The sequence below is a fragment of the Algoriphagus machipongonensis genome (genome assembly GCF_000166275.1).
GTDB lineage: Bacteria > Bacteroidota > Bacteroidia > Cytophagales > Cyclobacteriaceae > Algoriphagus > Algoriphagus machipongonensis.
Genome location: NZ_CM001023.1, coordinates 2,685,300 through 2,703,182, shown reverse-complemented (window position 1 = coordinate 2,703,182; position 17,883 = coordinate 2,685,300). Strand labels below are relative to the sequence as shown.

Sequence of the window (17,883 nt, the reverse complement as noted above, 5' to 3'; positions counted from 1 at the left end):
CAAGATAAAACAGCTACTTTTTTAAAAAATATTCTTTCTGTGATACAAAAAGGATAGGTTTTTTAAGAAAATGCCATTTTACTCATGAGTTGTTTTTGATTCATTTTTCCTAATTTGAACTTTTGAAAGTACATTTTAAAACAACCTACTTAACCTATGTCTCAGACAATCAAAGCAGCCATCGTAGGAACAGGATTTATAGGTCCTGCGCATTTGGAAGCATTAAGAAGAATCCCCAATGTAGAAGTAATCGCTTTGGTAGAAGTTAGCCAAGAATTGGCCGATGAAAAAGCTAAAGTACTAGGTATTCCTAATGCCTATACATTTGAGGCGATGCTTCAACAACCCGAAATTGATGTAGTACATATTTGTACTCCAAACTTCCTGCATTACCCTCAAGCGAAAGCAGTATTGCAAGCTGGAAAACATGTGATTTGCGAAAAGCCATTGGCAGTAAAAATCGATGAAGCGGAAGATCTAGTTGCTTTAGCAGCGGAAAAAGGCTTAGTCAACGCAGTTCACTTCAACCTACGGTACTACCCTATGGTTAGACAAATGAAGACCATGCGTGAAAAGGGTGACTTGGGAGAAGTTTACTCTGTAATGGGCTCTTACCTTCAAGATTGGCTATTCTTACAAACCGATTATAACTGGAGATTAGAGCCAGATAAGTCTGGAGATTCCAGAGCTATTGCGGATATCGGTTCTCACCTTTTGGATATTACCGAGTATGTAACTGGCCTGAAAATCACCGAAGTAATGGCTGATTTTTCAACTGTTCACAAAACTCGATTGAAGCCATTAAAAGCAATAGAAACATATTCTGGTGATAAGCTAGAAAAATCAGACTACGAGGAAGTTCCTATCAATACTGAGGATCATGCGACAGTTTTACTTCGCTTCGATAATGGTAGTAAAGGTTCCATCACTGTTTCTCAAGTCAATGCAGGTCGTAAAAACCGATTGAATGTGGAAATCGCTGGATCCAAGTCTAATTTTGAATTCAATTCAGAAAAACCAAATGAACTTTGGATCGGTAAAAGAGAAACTGCCAACGGTGTCTTGATGAAGGATCCAGGCCTATTCTATCCTGAATCAGCAGCATTAGTTGGATTTCCAGGAGGCCATAATGAAGGTTTCCCTGATACTTCTAAACAAATGTTTAAAGAAGTTTATGCAGCTGTTAGAGAAGGAAGTCAACCAGAAAAGGCTCCCTACCCTACTTTTGCTGATGGATTGAGAGAATTGATTATTGGAGAAAGAATTGTAGAAAGCAATAAAAAGCAAGCTTGGGTTAAAATTTGATAACCCCCGTGTTTTTTAATACGTTACTTTATAAATATTCTTTTATAAACTTTAAATTGATACCAAAACAAATTCTTTAACACATGAGAACAATGAATTTCAAAAAGAGTCTCTTTGCTTTCGCTTTGATGGCTTTCATAGGCTTTTCAGCATCTGCACAAGAAAAACCAAGTCCAGCAAAAACCGCAAAAGGTAAAGTGGGCAGTGCTGACATTACCATTAACTATAGTAGTCCAGGCGTAAAAGGCCGAGTAATTTGGGGTGATTTAGTTCCTATGGGAGAAGTATGGAGAGCGGGCGCCAATGAGGCAACAACTTTCACTACTTCACAAGATATTATGGTAGAAGGTAAAAAGTTACCAGCAGGAACTTACGGGTTCTTTGTGATTCCAGGTGAAACTGAATCAGTATTCATATTTAATAAAGTAGCGAAGCAATGGGGAGCTTTTGAGTACGATTCTTCTGAAGATGTACTTAGAGTTACTGTTCCTTCTCAAGAAACCGGAACTATGGAAGAAAGATTGGTTTACGAAGTAAAGCCAAGTAGTTTCGAAATTAGATGGGAATATGGAAAAGCATCCGCTAGCTTAAGCAATTGATTTACTTAAAATCAAAATAATAAGGCCCTGGAGACTGATTCTCTGGGGCCTTTTTTTGTCCTATTTCTAGAGAAGTAAGATTCATTTACGAATTATGTAGTAGCAAAAAAAAGAGGCTGTCTCAAAAGTCTCAAATTTGTCTGCCTGAGCACTGGAGCGACAAAAGTCGCGCATATCGAAGGCTTTTTTGAACGAAATGACCGACATTTCGATTTCGAGACTCACGTCTCTCAAGTTCTCAATGTGACAAAAACCAATTATAAGACAGCCAATTTTCTATTCAATAAGGGTGATTACTCATTTGCAGCCTTATAAATGGCGTCTAATAAACTTCCTTCTTCCTTGGTGTCATTTCCAAGTTCCCAGAACATTATTCCTCCAAGGCCTTTATCCATAGTGTATTTGGTTTTTAATGCTACGGAAACAGTGTCATCATAGGAAAGGAATAAGCTATCCTCAGCATTGTACATGTAAGGTGCTTCAGCGGATTCATCCCAATAACGTTTAAACTTACTGTCCTGCTCGTACGTTTTTCGGATTTGATGGTAAGCCATCCAGCCAATTTGAAGTCCACCACTCAATTGGTACAATCCATTATTTTCTGGTGGAACACCTTTCCAAACTCTTCCATAAAATGCACTTCCTATTACAATCTGCTCTGGCTTAACTCCTTCATTAATCAAGAAATCTACAATCTTTTGTGCAGATCTAGGGTCATTGTCAAGGTTGCTCCCATCTTCAAAAAGGCTATCTAAATGTGCTTGAAAAGGCGTTCCTGCTGTTTCTTCACTCGTTACATCTCCAAGCGGAGTATGATGACCTGTGTAAATAGATACTCCAGAAACTTGATCGTAAGTCATCACATTGGTATAGTCAGCATATTTCATCACCTCATTTACCTCAATGTGATTATAGTAACGCTTCCATCCAGCAGAAGCAAAAGTCAGTATCTTGTGAGAATCAAATGTGTCCAACATTTCTCTTAAACCTTTCATCAAGGCTGTGAAATTATTGGTGTCTTCAGGTCTAGCCATAGTTCCCGCACCCGAGATTCCAGGATATTCCCAGTCCATATCCATTCCGTCCAATTGGTATTCTTGGATGAAATCATGTGCGCTTTGGATGAATTTAGCTCTGCTTTCTTCTGTTAATGCCATATCAGAGAACCCATCAGCTCCCCATCCACCACAAGCAATCATCACTTTTAAATCTGGATTTCTACTTTTCTGCTCCACTAATGCCGCTAATTTAGGTCCAGCGGACTCAGGATTTCTAAATTTCATTTCACCATCTACGACATTGGTAAAGGAGTAAATGATATGCGTTAACTTCTCTACTGGAATCGTTTCTGGTTTATAATCACGTTCGGCCACGTAATATGCCATAATCACGGGATCAGGATTAGCTGTTTCAGCAATAACAGTTTCTTCCGTTTGATTTGCACTTTGTGGAGAGCATCCCATCATTAGGATGAACATGCTTAATTGTGGTAAAATAGTGGTTTTCCAGTTCAAGGCTTTTTCTTTTATCTTAATTAATTATTTTATTAAAATTAGATTACTTCTTGTAAAATTTCTAGTAATAGAATAAAAGTAATCAATATCCCTTTGAGAAGGAATAGTAAAGCCATGTATTTCTATTCGGAAGTCACTTTTTCCAATAAATAACTCGAGAATACTAAAGTCAATGAAGTATTACAGTTGATTGATCACAGGTGCTGATTGTTTTTTAGGATCAAGAATAGCAATTGGATTTTCAAGAGACCTGCCTAAGTTATTCCAATGCACAGACATTATATCCCCCTTTTGCAAAGTGACATTATTCCCAAAGCTAAAGGCATCAGCTCCATAAAAATGAACATGGGCCTGAAGTGGTATTCTGTGTGATTCATATTTGAAGTGGTGAAACTCTAAGTTGGCCAAATTATGACACATATTTTTCTGTCCTGTATTGATATCGGAACTCCATACTTCATCCTTCGCTCTTGAGACAGAAACTTTACCGGAATAGCTTTCGAAATCAGCGTCTATCACAGCCTCTGGACCGATCGAACAGGTTCTAATTTTAGAGGGAGCCAAATACAGGTAATTCACTTTTTCCATCACATGATCAGAGAATTCATTGGCTGTGGTTAATCCGATTCTCCAAGGTTTACCTTCCCTGTCAATGATATATAAGCCCGCAATTTCCGGTTCCTCTCCCCCATCATTGGCATAATATGGGACTTCCAAAGCATCACCATGTGCTTTTAAAACCGATCCATTCCCTTTGTAAAACCATTCGGGTTGAGTTCCGGTTTCTCCTGGTTTTGGAGATCCACCTTTTACGCCCATTTCATACATAATCAAACTATCGGAAGGCTTCTCTTCGGTTTGACCATGCATCATTTGTCTATTTAAAGCACTATTGTGATGAGTAAGACCAGTTCCCGAAACCATGCAGGAAAATGGTGAGTCAGGATGATCAAAGGATGGTAATAATTTCCACTCGCTGTTGCCTTGATAAACAGGATCGTATTCAAGACTTTCTTGGGTAAGATGCTCTTGGATTAAATCCTTGATCTTTTTCTTATTATCCAAAGCTTCCAAAGCAAGCTGATATACAGAATTGAAATTGCTAAGTAGAGTCAATTTTGGCTCCTGAACGAGTGCAATTCTTCTACCCTTTGATGGGTGAATTAATTGAACGAGCCTAGTTTTATTTTCCATCGAAAAGTCAAATTAATTTGAGTATCACAAAAGCGATAAGCTGCCTTTGTGGATAATTTTAAAATTAAACATAAAAATTCTCCAGCGTAAACCGGAGAATTTTTTAATAAATAAAGAAGAGTTAGAAATCCAAGGAAGGCCAACCATCGGCATCCCAATCAATTTCTTTGATTACTAGTTTTGATTTTCCATCATCCTCTTTGTCATATCCATGTGCTACAAAATAAGTTTTTCCATCAAAGTCATACACTGAGCAGTGGCCTACAGCTGCATATTGGTCTGTTTCTCCCACTAGCAATTCACCTCCTCCTGCATACATGGGAGTTTCACTTTTATCTAAATAAGGACCACGAACGTCCTTAGATCTACCTACGATGGTTTTGTAGGTGCTTTCCAAACCTCGGCAGCAATAATCAATGGAGGCAAATAAATAATAATATCCATCTCTATAATAGATGAATGGTGCTTCAATGGAGCCATCGCCGGCGTTTGAATCAGGTCTTCCAAAAGTGCGTTCCTGTTGAGCTACCCCGTACCATTCCTGAGGCTCAGCCAAAGACTTCATGTCAGGGGCTAACTTCACTAATTTCAAACCACCCCAAAATGATCCAAAAGAAAGCCAGCCTGTTGTTTCTCCCGAATCCTCTTCCACAAAGATGACATTGGCGTCAATAGCATTCCAAAAATCTCTTCCGGGAATGGATTGAACAATCATACCTTGATCTTCCCATTGATAGTCAGGACTATCCTGATGAAGCGTTTTATTGGTCATTACACCAATTGCAGAAGTGTTTTTACCAAAAGCTGACGGAGAGTAATACAAATAATATAGCCCATCGTGAAATTGAATATCTGGTGCCCAAAATCCCCCTCTATACCCAGGGATAATATCATTTGTCACCCACTTTAGGTCTCTTGGAGCAGATTCTATCCTAGTCCAATTTTCCATATCCGAACTCTTGGCGATTCCGCCATGGGTCATAAAAAGGTAATACAAGCTATCCTGCTTGATCATTACCGGGTCATGTGCAATCAGCCCTTTAGAATCATCAGGCATTCTACGCTGTGCATTGGCAGTTTCAGCACCTACATAGCAGAGAAGAAAACTTCCAATTGTAAAAAGCATGAAGTTTAAAATCCTTAACCTTAGCAAAGGCTTTGGAATACATGAAATAGTCATTTTAGATTTAGGTTTATTGTGTTTAACATTCTATTTCATAGAATTAATTGGGTTACTCCATTTTTCATTTTTGGAGTGGTATTGGGTAATGATCAGATAGTTTCAATCTCCAATCAGGTAAATTTTATCAGATGATATTAGGTCTCTTAATCCAGAATATTGAAGCTTACGGCTTTAAGTATTTTGCAAAAAACTCCTCAATTGCAGGATCTGTTACTTTCAGTTGACTTGCATAAGCAATGTCATGTCCACCTTCAACTTCCAGATATTCAATCTCTGCTCCTACTTCTTTCATTTTGTTTACAAAATCTCTTGTTAACTCTGGACGAACAACGGGGTCTTCGGTACCTTGAATCAAGAATAATGGTGGATGATCAGCAGAAATATATCCAATAGGCCACCATATGGGCTTTGCCATTGGCACATCACGACCTAGTTCTGTTGGAGGAGATCCTGCTGCTACTACATTGACATGGCTAGAATACTCACGATAGCTTCCATCTCCTTCTAAACCATCTTCCTCCGTAGTCATACCTAGCATAAGCGCTAAATGTGCTCCAGCAGAATGTCCATAAGTTCCAATGCGTTCCGGATCTACTTTAAGTTCCTCTGCATGTGCCCGAAGCCACCTTACTGCATTTTTTACATCTTCTATACATGCCGGGAAACCGGCTTCACCTGTAAGTCTATATTCCACATTGATGGTGACGTATCCTTTTTCGGCATATTCCACCATCATTTCTTGATAAACATCCACAGATTTGGAGCCGCCTGCCCAGCCACCGCCATGAACGATCACTAAAGCAGGTCGAAGCTCCGACCCAAAATTAGTTGGCATTGCCAAGTCTAATTTCCAGGAGTCACTTTCCCCTTCTCTGTAGGTAATATCCTTGGTTACTGAAATAGTGTTGTACTCAGATATTGCTGGCGTACTTTGATCGGATTGGGCATGCGCATTCATGGTGCATGCCATAACAAGTGCTGCTGCAACTTGAAGGCTTTTTTTAAGCATGATAATTATAGGTTTGAGTTAATTGATAAAAACTAAATAGGTACTTTTTGACTTTTCTCTTTTATTGAAATAAACCCTGATTTTTTTACAAAATGCAGGTAGATTTGCTTTAAAGTGCCTTTTGTAGGTACTTTCTTTATCTTTTAAATAAGGTTTTTAGAGATTGTTAGCGTCGAATAAACTTTTTTTTCTTGTCGTCGCTTCTAGACCATCAAGAAGCAGGTTTTGACCTGTAGTCTCTTAGTGCAAGAGTTTGATTTTTCCGAGACCTTCAACAGTCTTTTAATTAGCTTTTTCTGTCCAAAGTAAATTTATGCCCATACTATTCCCGAAGAGGATCATGAATAACTTCTTCATCTATCAATAATTTGTTTAAAATGAAATAATGGTGTTTGAAAAAAGTAAAAGATAATTCTGACGAATTCCTTTTTTCAAAATTATTGGGCAACAGTTCTTCAATTTATAAATTTTAATTTAACATAAAGAAGCAATTGGGCTAATTTTTTAATTTTCCTTTATTAAAGTAGTTGTTTCACTTTAGAGAATGCTTTTTTGATGAAAAAGCTAGTCTCTCTCAGGAGATAGGCAGACCTTGATGATTCTTTCTAATCGATCAGATGTCAAATAATAGGGATTCGCTTCAGTAGAAAAATTTTGGCTAGAAGGAAGAAACTTATTAAGTAAAACCTCATGCCATTTGGGAGTCCTAGGGTACAGTTTTCTCCTTAAAAAAATCTGAGTTTCTGCTCCACTTTTCTTCAACTCAATAAAATCGTGCCACTCGTACCGATCTGTTCCCCAAGCAAATTGATAAGGCTTATTCCAAACCACAATATAAGAAGTACTTTTTCCACCCATAAAACCTTTCCTTTCCATTCGGGTTCCGGGTCCAATTTCATCTTCGATGTCCTGAAAAGGGCCATAATGTCCTACCGTGTAATAGGCCATGTTTTGATGATTTGTGATTTTTCTCCAGCAAGTTTCTATATCTAAAGCAACTTTTCCATGAGCCGTGCTTTGGTTCATATCAATACCCATTTTTTTACTGCGCTCTGATTCATAAGTGATAATCCAAGAAATAAAACCACCCAAAATAGCGCCAACTAAGATCCATAAAATGTCAAAATAAATGGGAGATGCTTCCATGATCTTGTTTTTTAAAAAGTACTAAACAAAAAATAATTCTTCTTGTGGATTGAAATAATGTGAATCAAAATTTAATAAAAAAATGAGGCATACTTATAAAATCGAACATGAATTCTAAAGTTTAAGAATAAACGTTTTTGGAAATCCTTTGTGCAAAGAAAATTAACGTATAGTGATTTGGCTATTACGAGAAGAATAAAGTCCATTGTTCAGATCCCCATCACAGGCCCTTATGAGTTTATTTTTCAGTTCTTCTAATTTCTCCGGAAACTCCTGAGATAAATCATTCTCCTCTTTAAAATCATCTGGCAAATAGTAAAGTTCAAAGGCTTCTTTGCCCAAATGAGTTCTGATTTTCCAACCATCATTGGCAATCAAAGTGGGACCAATAAAGGAGGAGTAAGCCACAAAATCATTTTCTGTTGAATTTTCCTTGCCAAGTAATTCATTCAAAAATGACTTGCCATCCGTTTCAAATGGTTTATTGTAACTGACCAGTTCAGCTATGGTAGGCAAAAGATCATAATTAGCAACCAAGCGATCAGAACTAGTTCCTTTCGCGATTTTTTGTGGCCATTTGATAAGTAATGGCACATTGATTCCACCTTGGAGGTTGCTTCTTTTTAGGCCAGCTCTACCCCCATTTCCATCAAAAATATCACCAGCTAAATCACTGTAATACTTTCTTTCATAGTCATCAAAGCGTTCTCCAGTTTCCATATTGGTATAAGGCTTAAGAGTTCTGCCTTCTTGGCTATAATAAATTTCATGGCCATTATCTGAAGTGAAAATCACAATCGTATTTTCCTCCAACCCTAATTCCTCCAATTTCTTTAAAATCTCTCCCACATTTTCATCCAGAAGTTTGACCATGGATGCATATTCTTTCTCTATTTGAGTTAGCCGGTTGTCATTGATAAAATCCTCATGTACAGCGGGAATAGAAACAGGTCCATGAGGCAATTGGGTTGGGAAGTAAAGTAAAAAAGCTTGGTCTTGATGGTTATCTATAAAACCGAGCACCTTTTCCATAAAGACATCTTGGGAGTATGATTTTTTGCCTTCCATATCCCATCGCTCCTGATAGGTTTCCTCCGTCTCAGGTTCTCCAGATTTCCCAGCATTTGGAAGAGTATTACCCTCAATTTCAACCAGGTTCCCATTTTCGAATAAAAAGGGTGGGTAAAAGCCGTGTGCTCTCTGATGGTCTAAATAGCCGAAATAGTAATCCCATCCATGCCTTTTCATTTGCTGGTCGGTAGCCGAAAAGCCCCATTCTAATTTCCCCACTTGTCCGGTTACATACCCTGCACTTTTTGCTATTTCTGCTAAAAAAACCTGCTCATCTGGAATGGGAGAAAGCACATTATTGATCTTCTTCTCTACCTCTTTTGAAGTCAAATTCTCCTTGCTGATTTGTAAATAGATACCTCCTTGAGTAATCTCAAAACCCTTTTCATGGGTATCCCTATGACCAGTAATTAAGGAAGCTCTCGCAGGTGCACACAGCATATTGGAGTAGGCTCTAGTAAAACGCACTCCTTCAGCAGCGATTCGATCAATATTGGGTGTTTTGATGATGTTTTGTCCCTCATGCCCTAATAATCCAATCCCCAAATCGTCTGCATAAATCAGAATAATATTAGGTTTTTGGATGGGTTTTTCTGGGCCGGAACAGGCAAAACAAAAAATTAATAAAGTGGATTGTAAAAGGCGTAAACAGATCTTCATTTTTTGGTTTTTCGTCTAGGCATAGACGAAATTAAGAATTACTTGCTTAATACATTCCCAAAGCCATGAGTCAATTGGTTGCGTTTTTTATTGAATGCTTTTGACTTTAACTCAAATGAATCTAGGTTTATTACCGTAAAGGGACCTCCTTCAATATTTGTGTCAAAATCTTTACCTATTCCGAATTTATTTCCATTTATCGGGTCAAACTCGATAATGCAACTGGTATTACTTTCGTTTCTAAGGAAATCAAGAAATCTTGAAATATCATTATCCCCAAGAAGAACCTTAATGTTCTTTACTTTGGTTTTATTCTCCACTAATAGCTGGGTCAAGGGTCGCTCATTTCGATCAGCGCTAAAGTTTACATGAATATTACTGATTCGTTCTGAATTCGTACCTGCAAAAATTTTAATGTTTATTGGTTTCGCGTCCTTACCGAAAGGTTGAGTCAGTTCGTAGTTTTTTATGGGGATGGTGGTTTTCATAGTTCTACTTTTATTTAATCTAGCGAAAAAAGGCTGAAAATCCTGTATTTAGATGTTTTCAAACGCACCAATTGATTACCAAATCAAACAATCGAAAGGCTTCTTTTCGGCTTGACTATGCATCATCTGTCTATTTAAAAAACTATTGTGATGAGTAAGACCAGTTCCCCAAAACATGTAGGAAAATGGTGAGTCAGGATGATCAAAGGATGGTAATAATTTCCATTCACTGTTTCCTTGATAAATGGAATCATATTCAAGTTTCTCTTCAGAAAGACTTTGTTGGATCAGTTCACTTAGCTTATCTTTTGTATCCAAAGCCTTCAAAGCAAGTTCATAGATAGAGCTAAATCCATTTAGATTTATCAATTCAGGTTCCTTAACTGCTGCTATTCTTCGTCCGTATATTGGGTGGACCAGCTGAACCAGTCTTTAATTAATAGTCAATTTTAGTTTGATTTATTAAGGAGAAAGTACTTAAATGATTATCTATTAAAATTTTTTGTGCTTCTAATTATGCAATAAGAATCTATTTCTAAAATGGAAAGTCCAATGGTAAATTATAAAGGGCATTTTAAGGCCCTTTATACCTTGTTGTAGATAATTATTCTATATCAAAAACCACCTTGTGTAATTGTCCTTCAGTGAATTTGAATTTTCCCATATTCGCATATTCTTCATTCACAGGGAGACCCTCATCACGTCCTATATCAAAAGTTTCATGACCGGTAAATGCTGCATATACCGTTGCGATAATATCCATTTCACCAACCTTTTTATCATTGATGAAAAATTCGACAGTAGATGGACCGTTGAGTTTTGATTCCTTCATGGTGTGTTTCAGGGTGATCTTTATATCTCCATATGGGATTTTCACATCTCCATCGAAATCATGCCAATAAAGTCCAAGAGTAGAATAGCTGTATCTCAGCCTACCATCTTTTATAAAAAAGGTCTGTCCACCGAGTCGCTCTCCAACAGCATATATTACGCCTTCCGTTGTTCTATCGGCGGTGATATAGGCATTGATTTCATAGTTGGTGGATTTGATCTCTGGACCTGCAAGTTCAGGTACCCGATAAACATTTGGTGTTAGTTCCCAGTGCTTTTTAGCGGAACGCTGGGGGTTTGATTCTGGTTGGAGTGCCCTTCCCATAGAACCACCAACCGGAAAGACGTCATATTTTTCTGCTTCCTGCCAAAACAATTCTTCCAGTTCTTTCACCTTCTCAGGATACTTATCTGCAAGATTAACTGATTGAATTGGGTCTTCGTCGATATTATACAGCTCCCATTGTGTGTTCAATGGGTCAAAATTAGCCAAAGCTGAAGGGTCTACTGTCCAGGGCACACGATAAGGTTTTCCGCTAAGTGTCCATCCCTCATGATAAATCCCCAAGAATCCAGTCATCTCAAAATATTGAGTGGGGTGATTGGTTTTAGCTTCCGGATCATTCCATGCATAGGTTAGTGATTTTCCCGGATACTCTATTTTTTTCTGACCATTTACATAATCGGGTTCAGGCACCCCAGTCACTTCTAAAATGGTAGGAACGAGATCAGTGACATTCTGAAATTGTCTTCGCCATTCGCCTTTGGCTTTTATTGCTTTTGGGTAGCGAATGGCAGTTGCAGACATTGTTCCCCCAAAATGAGAAGCAATTTGTTTCGTCCATTGATAAGGTGTTGAACCTGCGTAAGACCAACCAACAGAATAGTGATTTGCTAAATGTGGTCCTCCCCAAGCATCGATGCCTCCAAACTCTTCAAGCTTCTCTAATTGTTGTTCCATAGTCAATGGAGGAAAGCCATTCTGAAAAAGTAACTCAGAAAAAGTGCCTGTTGGAGTTCCCTCGGCAGTATTTCCGTTATCAGCTGTCAAATAGATGACCAGCGTGTTATCTAGCTCACCTAGTTGCTCAAGATGTTCGATTACACGCCCTGAATGAAAATCAACATGCTCCATAAATGCCGCATTGATTTCCATCTGACGGGCTAAATATGCTTTGCCTTCTTCGCTGAAAGAATCCCATTCTGGAATGTTTTCAGGCCAATCTACCAATTCTGCATTTTCAGGTACCAGTCCCATTTCTTTTTGACGCTCCAAAAGTTGCTCTCGATAAACATGCCACCCTTCGTCAAACTGGCCTTTATATTTGTCTCGCCACTCTTTAGGAACCTGAATAGGTGCATGAACCGCACCTGGAGTGTAGTACATAAAAAAAGGATCGTCTCTTAGTCCTTTCCAGTTGTCCAGCCACTTGATCGCCTGATCAGCCATCCCATGTGAAAGGTGGAAAGTAGAACCGTCAGCATTGGTTTTTGGAGTTTCAATAGCTGTTGTATTTTCATAAAGGAGTGGATGAAATTGATTCGTCTCTCCGCCCAAGAAACCCCAGAAATAGTCAAATCCCCAAATGCCTGTTGGCCAACTTTCATAGGGTCCGGCAGGTGAAGCCTCTTCCATAGGAGTGTTGTGCCATTTCCCAAAAGCAGCGGTCGCATAGCCATTATCGCTTAGAATTTTTGCTATGGAAGGGGTGGTATAATCAATTTGTGAATTGTAACCTGGATAACCGGTTGCAAATTCTGAGATAATGCCTGTCCCTATTTGATGAATATTATATCCAGTTAATAATGAAGCTCGAGTTGGTGAACATACTGCTGCCACAGAAAAATGTGAATATCGAATGCCTTCATCACCAATACGGTCAAAAGTTGGGGTTTGCATTATCCCGCCAAAAGAGCTGGCATTGGAGTATCCTGCATCGTCCAGCATGATGATCAATACGTTAGGAGCTCCTTCAGGTGCTTTCGGTTGACCAATAAAATATGGTTTTGATTCTTCCAGAGTTTTTCCCTGTTTCCCTTTCCATTCTGCTTTCGGATAAGGTATGGCGTTTTCACCTCCTTTTTTGGATTCAATTTCGGGATTCGATGTGCATCCTGCGAGAAGGGCAAAGCAGATACAAAAAATAGAGATTTTAGTTTTCATACAAAAGATCTGTTTAGGTGCATTGTAAGTATTGAAAATTTAGTTAATGCTAAAGTGCATAAAAAAAGAAATAATCATTTATCAGATTACTGTTAACGAATAATTTCCCACCCTATATTATTTGAACCAACGACATAAATATCATTTTGAGCTCCAGCTAAGGTTCGGATTACCGATCTAAACAATAATTATTGTTTAATTTCTGAACCTATTCTTAAGTAAGTATATAGCGTTACCGGTTTTTATTTTCGATATCTCTACAGTCGAACCATGGCCTAAAAATCATTTTCCTATCAATTGAAACGAGAATAGTAGCTCCTAATGCATATTCGGCTATTTTAGCATTTAATAAAGTATCTATGCTATTCTCTAATTTTCCTTTTCAGGATTCTTGGCTTTATAACTATCTATTTATTATTTATTTATAAACAAGATAAGTAATATGATAAATAAAAAAAATATGATTTTAATCATGTATTTTACTCAAGTTACAGCTAGCGGTTTTGTATAAAGCATAGGATGCTTAATGGTATTATGATTTAATATATTATGTTATCGACTATTTTTTAATCGTTTATATTTTCAATTGGTCATTTGTTCAAATAGTTGTTTGTAATCAACTATTTGAAGCGTTAGAACAGCGAAGACAATCAGAGTATTTTAAATCATTTAAAGTATTCATTCCTATAATTTATCTAATTGTCTGAAACACTTATATGAATCATATTCTGCCTCTCCATAACGTTTATATTTTTCTCATCTAAAGGTTTATGTTCAGTTTAAACAATTTAGTTAGTTTGGTTTAAAAAGTCTCTATTTAGATCCTAGAAGTGAACTTATTGTATAATTGAATTACTTTGGAATGAGTTCTTAATTATTACCATTCCCAGTAATTCCTAAGCTATCTTTGCCTCATGTCCATTCCAACCAAAAGTCAAGCTGAAATTCTATCCAAACTGGGAATAGCTAATCTGAATCCAATGCAACTTGCTGCTCAAGAAGCTTTGCAAGGCAATAAAGATCTGATTTTACTCTCTCCTACTGGTACAGGAAAAACTCTGGCCTTTCTCCTACCCTTGATAGATCAGTTGGATCATGCGATTGAAGAAGTTCAGTTATTAATTATAGTACCCTCTCGTGAATTGGCAATGCAAATCGAGCAGGTGATGCGAGAAATGGGGACTGGATTTAAAGTCAATGCAGTTTATGGAGGTAGAGCAGGTTCAAAAGATAAGGTTGAAATCAAACATAGACCTGCGGTCTTGATAGGTACTCCAGGGAGAATTGCAGATCATTTAAGAAGAGGAGTTTTCGAAAAAGAGTTTATTCAAACTCTGGTACTGGATGAGTTTGACAAGTCTTTGGAAATTGGGTTTGAGCAGGAAATGCAAAATATTCTGGATCTACTTCCCAACATCAAAAAACGCATTCTCACTTCTGCCACGCAGGATGTCAAAATCCCTAAGTTCGTTCGTCTTCATAGCCCTGTAATCATTGATTTTTTGGCAGATAAGATCGATAACTTAAAGCTAAAAAGAGTTCTTTCTCCAGATAAAAATAAGCTTGCTACACTCATTCAATTGATCAGTAAACTGGGGAATCAGAATGGAATTATCTTTTGCAATTTCAAAGATTCTATTCAGCAGGTAAGTGATTATTTAGCTGATCATGAAATTTCCCATGGGACATTTCATGGTGATATGGAGCAGCTGGATCGAGAGCGATCACTGATCAAGTTCCGGAATGGTACCCATCAATTATTGTTGGCAACAGACTTGGCGGCTAGAGGAATAGATGTGCCGGAGTTGGGTTATATCATTCACTTTCAATTACCCAATCGTGAATCTGAGTTTATCCATAGAAATGGTAGAACAGCGAGGATGCATGCCGATGGAACGGCTTATATTTTACAATATGCGGAAGACAGGGTTCCTGATTTTGCAAGGGATGCTAGTCTTGAAGAATTAGATTCTTCTCCCCTTCCTCCTCCATCAGAATGGTCCACTGTTTATATCTCTGGAGGTAGAACCAATAAAATCTCCAAAGGTGATATCGTAGGCTTGTTTTTGAAACAAGGTAAGCTTGGTAAAGATCAATTAGGAGTCATAGAATTAAAAACCGATTGTGCTTTTGTAGGAGTAAAAACCTCCCAAGTTGATCAGCTATTAAAAAAAGTAGGACAGGTCAAACTCAAAGAAAAAAAGGTAAGGATAAGTTTGCTTTAAATTGGAGTGAAATGTTAGTGTCTATTGTTCTCATTTGACGGTTCAAAATCAACGAACCAAGGAAGAATAGTTACCACCCAAAAAACTATGATTAAAAAACGGTAGAGAATAGGTTTTTTATTTCCTCCAGACTTTTTACCGCTATGCTTCCCTGTGTTGGAATCATATTTTGCCAGACCCAGTTGTAATGTTCTATAACTTTTTCTGCTGTCATATGAGGCCTTTCCCCAGTGGTATGCCCATCAGATACAACTGTAATTGAATAATCTTTTATCAATGCAGATTGAACAGTTGACTCCACGCAAAAGTCGGTGGCACATCCAGCTATGAACAATTGGTTGACATTGAATTGGGCTAGTATTGATTGAAGTTTTGACTTATAAAACACGTCATTTACATATTTATCAAGTAAAATATCAGTTTCTTCAACCTGGAGAGAATTTAATAATTCCCATTCCTCTGTATGCTTCTCAAATGCTCCGCTACCCGTTCCATCGTGTTGAATATAAATCACTGGTAAATCGTTTTGACGAAACAGTTTTGCAAGATCATTTATCCGATTGACTACACCATCAGTATCAAATCGAGGTGTTTTCGACGTGAAAGAACCTTTTTGCATGTCAATTATCAATAATGCTTTGCTGTTTTTCATTTGGTTGAAGCTATCGTAAAAAGAGGTTTTTAATATTGAAGGAAAACAATCTAGTAATTTTCACCATCTACATCATAAGAATAACTACTTCTAATATTCAGTTGTAGATGATAAAGCTTCAGTCCCACAAGCTCTTTCTCTCCAACAGGCATAAATCCCAATTTCAGGTACAATTTTTTTGCTTTTGGGTTAGTCTTATCCACTAGTAGTCCAATTTTCCCAACTCCTTCATTTGCTTTCTCATTAATGACATACTGAAGCAATTTTGATCCAATTCCTTTCCCCTGATGTGTTGGCAAAACCCCAAAAGAGTCAATGTAGTACTCTCCCACTTGAGTCTCCTCTTCTACTTGGATGATGGAATAAGTCTGGTTGACGTATTCTAGGACTGGCTTTCTCAATTCTAGCAATTTTGCTCCATCATAACCCAAAATTGCCCCAACAATCTCCCCTTTAACCTCTGCAACAAAACAGTTTTGATATGAATATTGATTGTCTTCCTGCTTTACAAAGAAATGTAAAAAGGATATTGCTTTGAGGTAGTCCTTCTCACCAATAAATTTGTACATCACCTCTCCAGAAGCCAGCATTAATAAGCCAGCAATTGACTCAGAATCTTCTTTTTTTGCTTTTCTAAAGACCATGGAAAAGAGGTTTAATTTGAAAAAATAGGGAGAATTTATGATTCTATTTATAAAAAAGAGGAATCCTGCCTCTCGGCAGGAACTTCCTTCTTCTATTCCAACCAATTTAAAATGGCTTGATTGGTTTCCATGGGCTTTTCTTGTTGTATACAATGACCACAATCCAAGTTGACAACATCTAAATTTGGCGCAAAGTCTTGCAAGGTTTGAGATTTGGGAATCATATCTCGATCGCCATAAATCATCAAGGTTGGTTGCTGGATTCTAGGCTTTATTCCTGCCATCAAATGCCAATTTCGATCAAGGTTTCTATACCAATTTATACTACCTGTAAAACCTGAAATTTTAAAAGCTGAAACATAAACTGAAAGTTCTAATTCACTCATGATTGGTTCGCCCAAGGCTTGTTCGGCTTTGGCAAGATTGATCATTGAATTACCTAGTTCTGGTAATGCGGGTGGTACATTTTTACGAAATAAATTCCCAAGGAACTGGGAAGTGTGCTCTTCCAAAATGGCATCTGCAACTCCAGGCTGCCTATTAAAATGAACAAAGTAGAAATCTTGACCAAAAACTGCCTCCATCATTTCTATCCAGGGTCTTTCTCCTCTTTCTTGATAAGGTAAAGCCAAGTTTATGACTTTTCTTACCCGCTCTGGATGCAATAGAGTTAGATTCCAAACGACATTTGCACCCCAATCATGTCCTACAAAAATCGCATCCTGATATCCATAATAATCGAGCAATGCTACCAGATCGTCTGTTAGATTTTGTATGTCATATGCTGTTACTTCTTTTGGGCATGATGAGTTTCCATACCCTCTTTGATTGGGAACAATCACATGGTATCCCGCTTGGGCTAGCGCTGGGATTTGATATCGCCAAGAAAAGGCATGTTCCGGAAAGCCATGACAAAGCACAATAGGTTTGCCTTTATTTTGTTTCCCTACTTCAAAAACTTCCATTTCCACTCCATTTACTGAAATCATATTGGCCTTTGGAAAATCAATAGATTTAAGTCCTGTATTGAGTACGTTTTTCATCTTTTTTACTGATTATATAATGTTGAAACTACAAACTTATAGTTCGTTAGTGTCAGCCTTATGTCAGTAGGATTATGTAAATTTTTTGTTCTTTCAGGTTATAGCATTTAAGTCATGGAAATGAAAACGATTCGAATGGTTAGCATATAGAATTT

Annotated in this window: 15 protein-coding genes; 3 read left to right on the top strand and 12 right to left on the bottom strand. The window is 37.7% G+C overall.

What is annotated here, in order from left to right; genetic code table 11:
- The first annotated feature begins 156 nt into the window (after positions 1 to 156).
- Positions 157 to 1,305, top strand: a complete 1,149-nt coding sequence (locus tag ALPR1_RS11410) for a Gfo/Idh/MocA family protein (RefSeq protein WP_008200828.1) — start codon at positions 157 to 159, stop codon at positions 1,303 to 1,305.
- 83 nt (positions 1,306 to 1,388) lie between these two features.
- On the top strand, positions 1,389 to 1,904 hold the full coding sequence (locus tag ALPR1_RS11405; RefSeq protein WP_008200827.1) for a DUF2911 domain-containing protein: 516 nt from the start codon (positions 1,389 to 1,391) through the stop codon (positions 1,902 to 1,904).
- Positions 1,905 to 2,197: 293 nt separating this feature from the next.
- Here ALPR1_RS11405 and ALPR1_RS11400 read toward each other — a convergent pair whose 3' ends face one another.
- The 9 genes from ALPR1_RS11400 to ALPR1_RS11360 form a co-directional block, all read right to left on the bottom strand.
- A complete protein-coding gene (locus ALPR1_RS11400) occupies positions 2,198 to 3,418 on the bottom strand; it encodes a glycoside hydrolase family 18 protein (protein ID WP_237701525.1) in 1,221 nt (406 codons plus the stop codon).
- A gap of 180 nt (positions 3,419 to 3,598) precedes the next feature.
- Positions 3,599 to 4,612, bottom strand: coding sequence for an AraD1 family protein (gene araD1, locus ALPR1_RS11395; protein ID WP_008200825.1), 1,014 nt, complete (start codon positions 4,610 to 4,612; stop codon positions 3,599 to 3,601).
- Between the two features lie 121 nt (positions 4,613 to 4,733).
- Positions 4,734 to 5,738, bottom strand: a complete 1,005-nt coding sequence (locus tag ALPR1_RS11390) for an arabinan endo-1,5-alpha-L-arabinosidase (RefSeq protein WP_008200824.1) — start codon at positions 5,736 to 5,738, stop codon at positions 4,734 to 4,736.
- Positions 5,739 to 5,958: 220 nt separating this feature from the next.
- The gene (locus tag ALPR1_RS11385) at positions 5,959 to 6,804 is read right to left on the bottom strand and encodes an alpha/beta hydrolase (protein WP_008200822.1); all 846 of its coding nucleotides are present in this window, start codon (positions 6,802 to 6,804) and stop codon (positions 5,959 to 5,961) included.
- 564 nt (positions 6,805 to 7,368) lie between these two features.
- On the bottom strand, positions 7,369 to 7,950 hold the full coding sequence (locus ALPR1_RS11380) for a hypothetical protein (protein ID WP_008200821.1): 582 nt from the start codon (positions 7,948 to 7,950) through the stop codon (positions 7,369 to 7,371).
- A gap of 162 nt (positions 7,951 to 8,112) precedes the next feature.
- On the bottom strand, positions 8,113 to 9,681 hold the full coding sequence (locus tag ALPR1_RS11375; RefSeq protein WP_008200818.1) for an arylsulfatase: 1,569 nt from the start codon (positions 9,679 to 9,681) through the stop codon (positions 8,113 to 8,115).
- Between the two features lie 38 nt (positions 9,682 to 9,719).
- On the bottom strand, positions 9,720 to 10,169 hold the full coding sequence (locus ALPR1_RS11370; protein WP_008200817.1) for a hypothetical protein: 450 nt from the start codon (positions 10,167 to 10,169) through the stop codon (positions 9,720 to 9,722).
- Positions 10,170 to 10,244: 75 nt separating this feature from the next.
- Positions 10,245 to 10,538 (bottom strand): hypothetical protein, encoded by a 294-nt coding sequence (locus ALPR1_RS11365; RefSeq protein WP_008200815.1) that lies wholly within the window; start codon positions 10,536 to 10,538, stop codon positions 10,245 to 10,247.
- A gap of 235 nt (positions 10,539 to 10,773) precedes the next feature.
- Positions 10,774 to 13,164, bottom strand: a complete 2,391-nt coding sequence (locus ALPR1_RS11360; RefSeq protein ID WP_008200813.1) for an arylsulfatase — start codon at positions 13,162 to 13,164, stop codon at positions 10,774 to 10,776.
- Between the two features lie 914 nt (positions 13,165 to 14,078).
- On the opposite strand from ALPR1_RS11360, the gene ALPR1_RS11355 reads away from it, so the two are divergent.
- On the top strand, positions 14,079 to 15,389 hold the full coding sequence (locus ALPR1_RS11355; RefSeq protein WP_008200811.1) for a DEAD/DEAH box helicase: 1,311 nt from the start codon (positions 14,079 to 14,081) through the stop codon (positions 15,387 to 15,389).
- 91 nt (positions 15,390 to 15,480) lie between these two features.
- On the opposite strand, the gene ALPR1_RS11350 is transcribed toward ALPR1_RS11355, so the two are convergent.
- The 3 genes from ALPR1_RS11350 to ALPR1_RS11340 form a co-directional block, all read right to left on the bottom strand.
- Positions 15,481 to 16,041: a cysteine hydrolase family protein gene (locus ALPR1_RS11350; RefSeq protein WP_008200809.1), complete on the bottom strand. Its 561-nt coding sequence runs from the start codon at positions 16,039 to 16,041 to the stop codon at positions 15,481 to 15,483.
- Positions 16,042 to 16,091: 50 nt separating this feature from the next.
- Positions 16,092 to 16,685, bottom strand: a complete 594-nt coding sequence (locus tag ALPR1_RS11345) for a GNAT family N-acetyltransferase (protein WP_008200808.1) — start codon at positions 16,683 to 16,685, stop codon at positions 16,092 to 16,094.
- A 92-nt stretch (positions 16,686 to 16,777) separates the two neighbouring features.
- On the bottom strand, positions 16,778 to 17,728 hold the full coding sequence (locus ALPR1_RS11340; protein ID WP_008200807.1) for an alpha/beta fold hydrolase: 951 nt from the start codon (positions 17,726 to 17,728) through the stop codon (positions 16,778 to 16,780).
- Between the last annotated feature and the right edge of the window lie 155 nt (positions 17,729 to 17,883).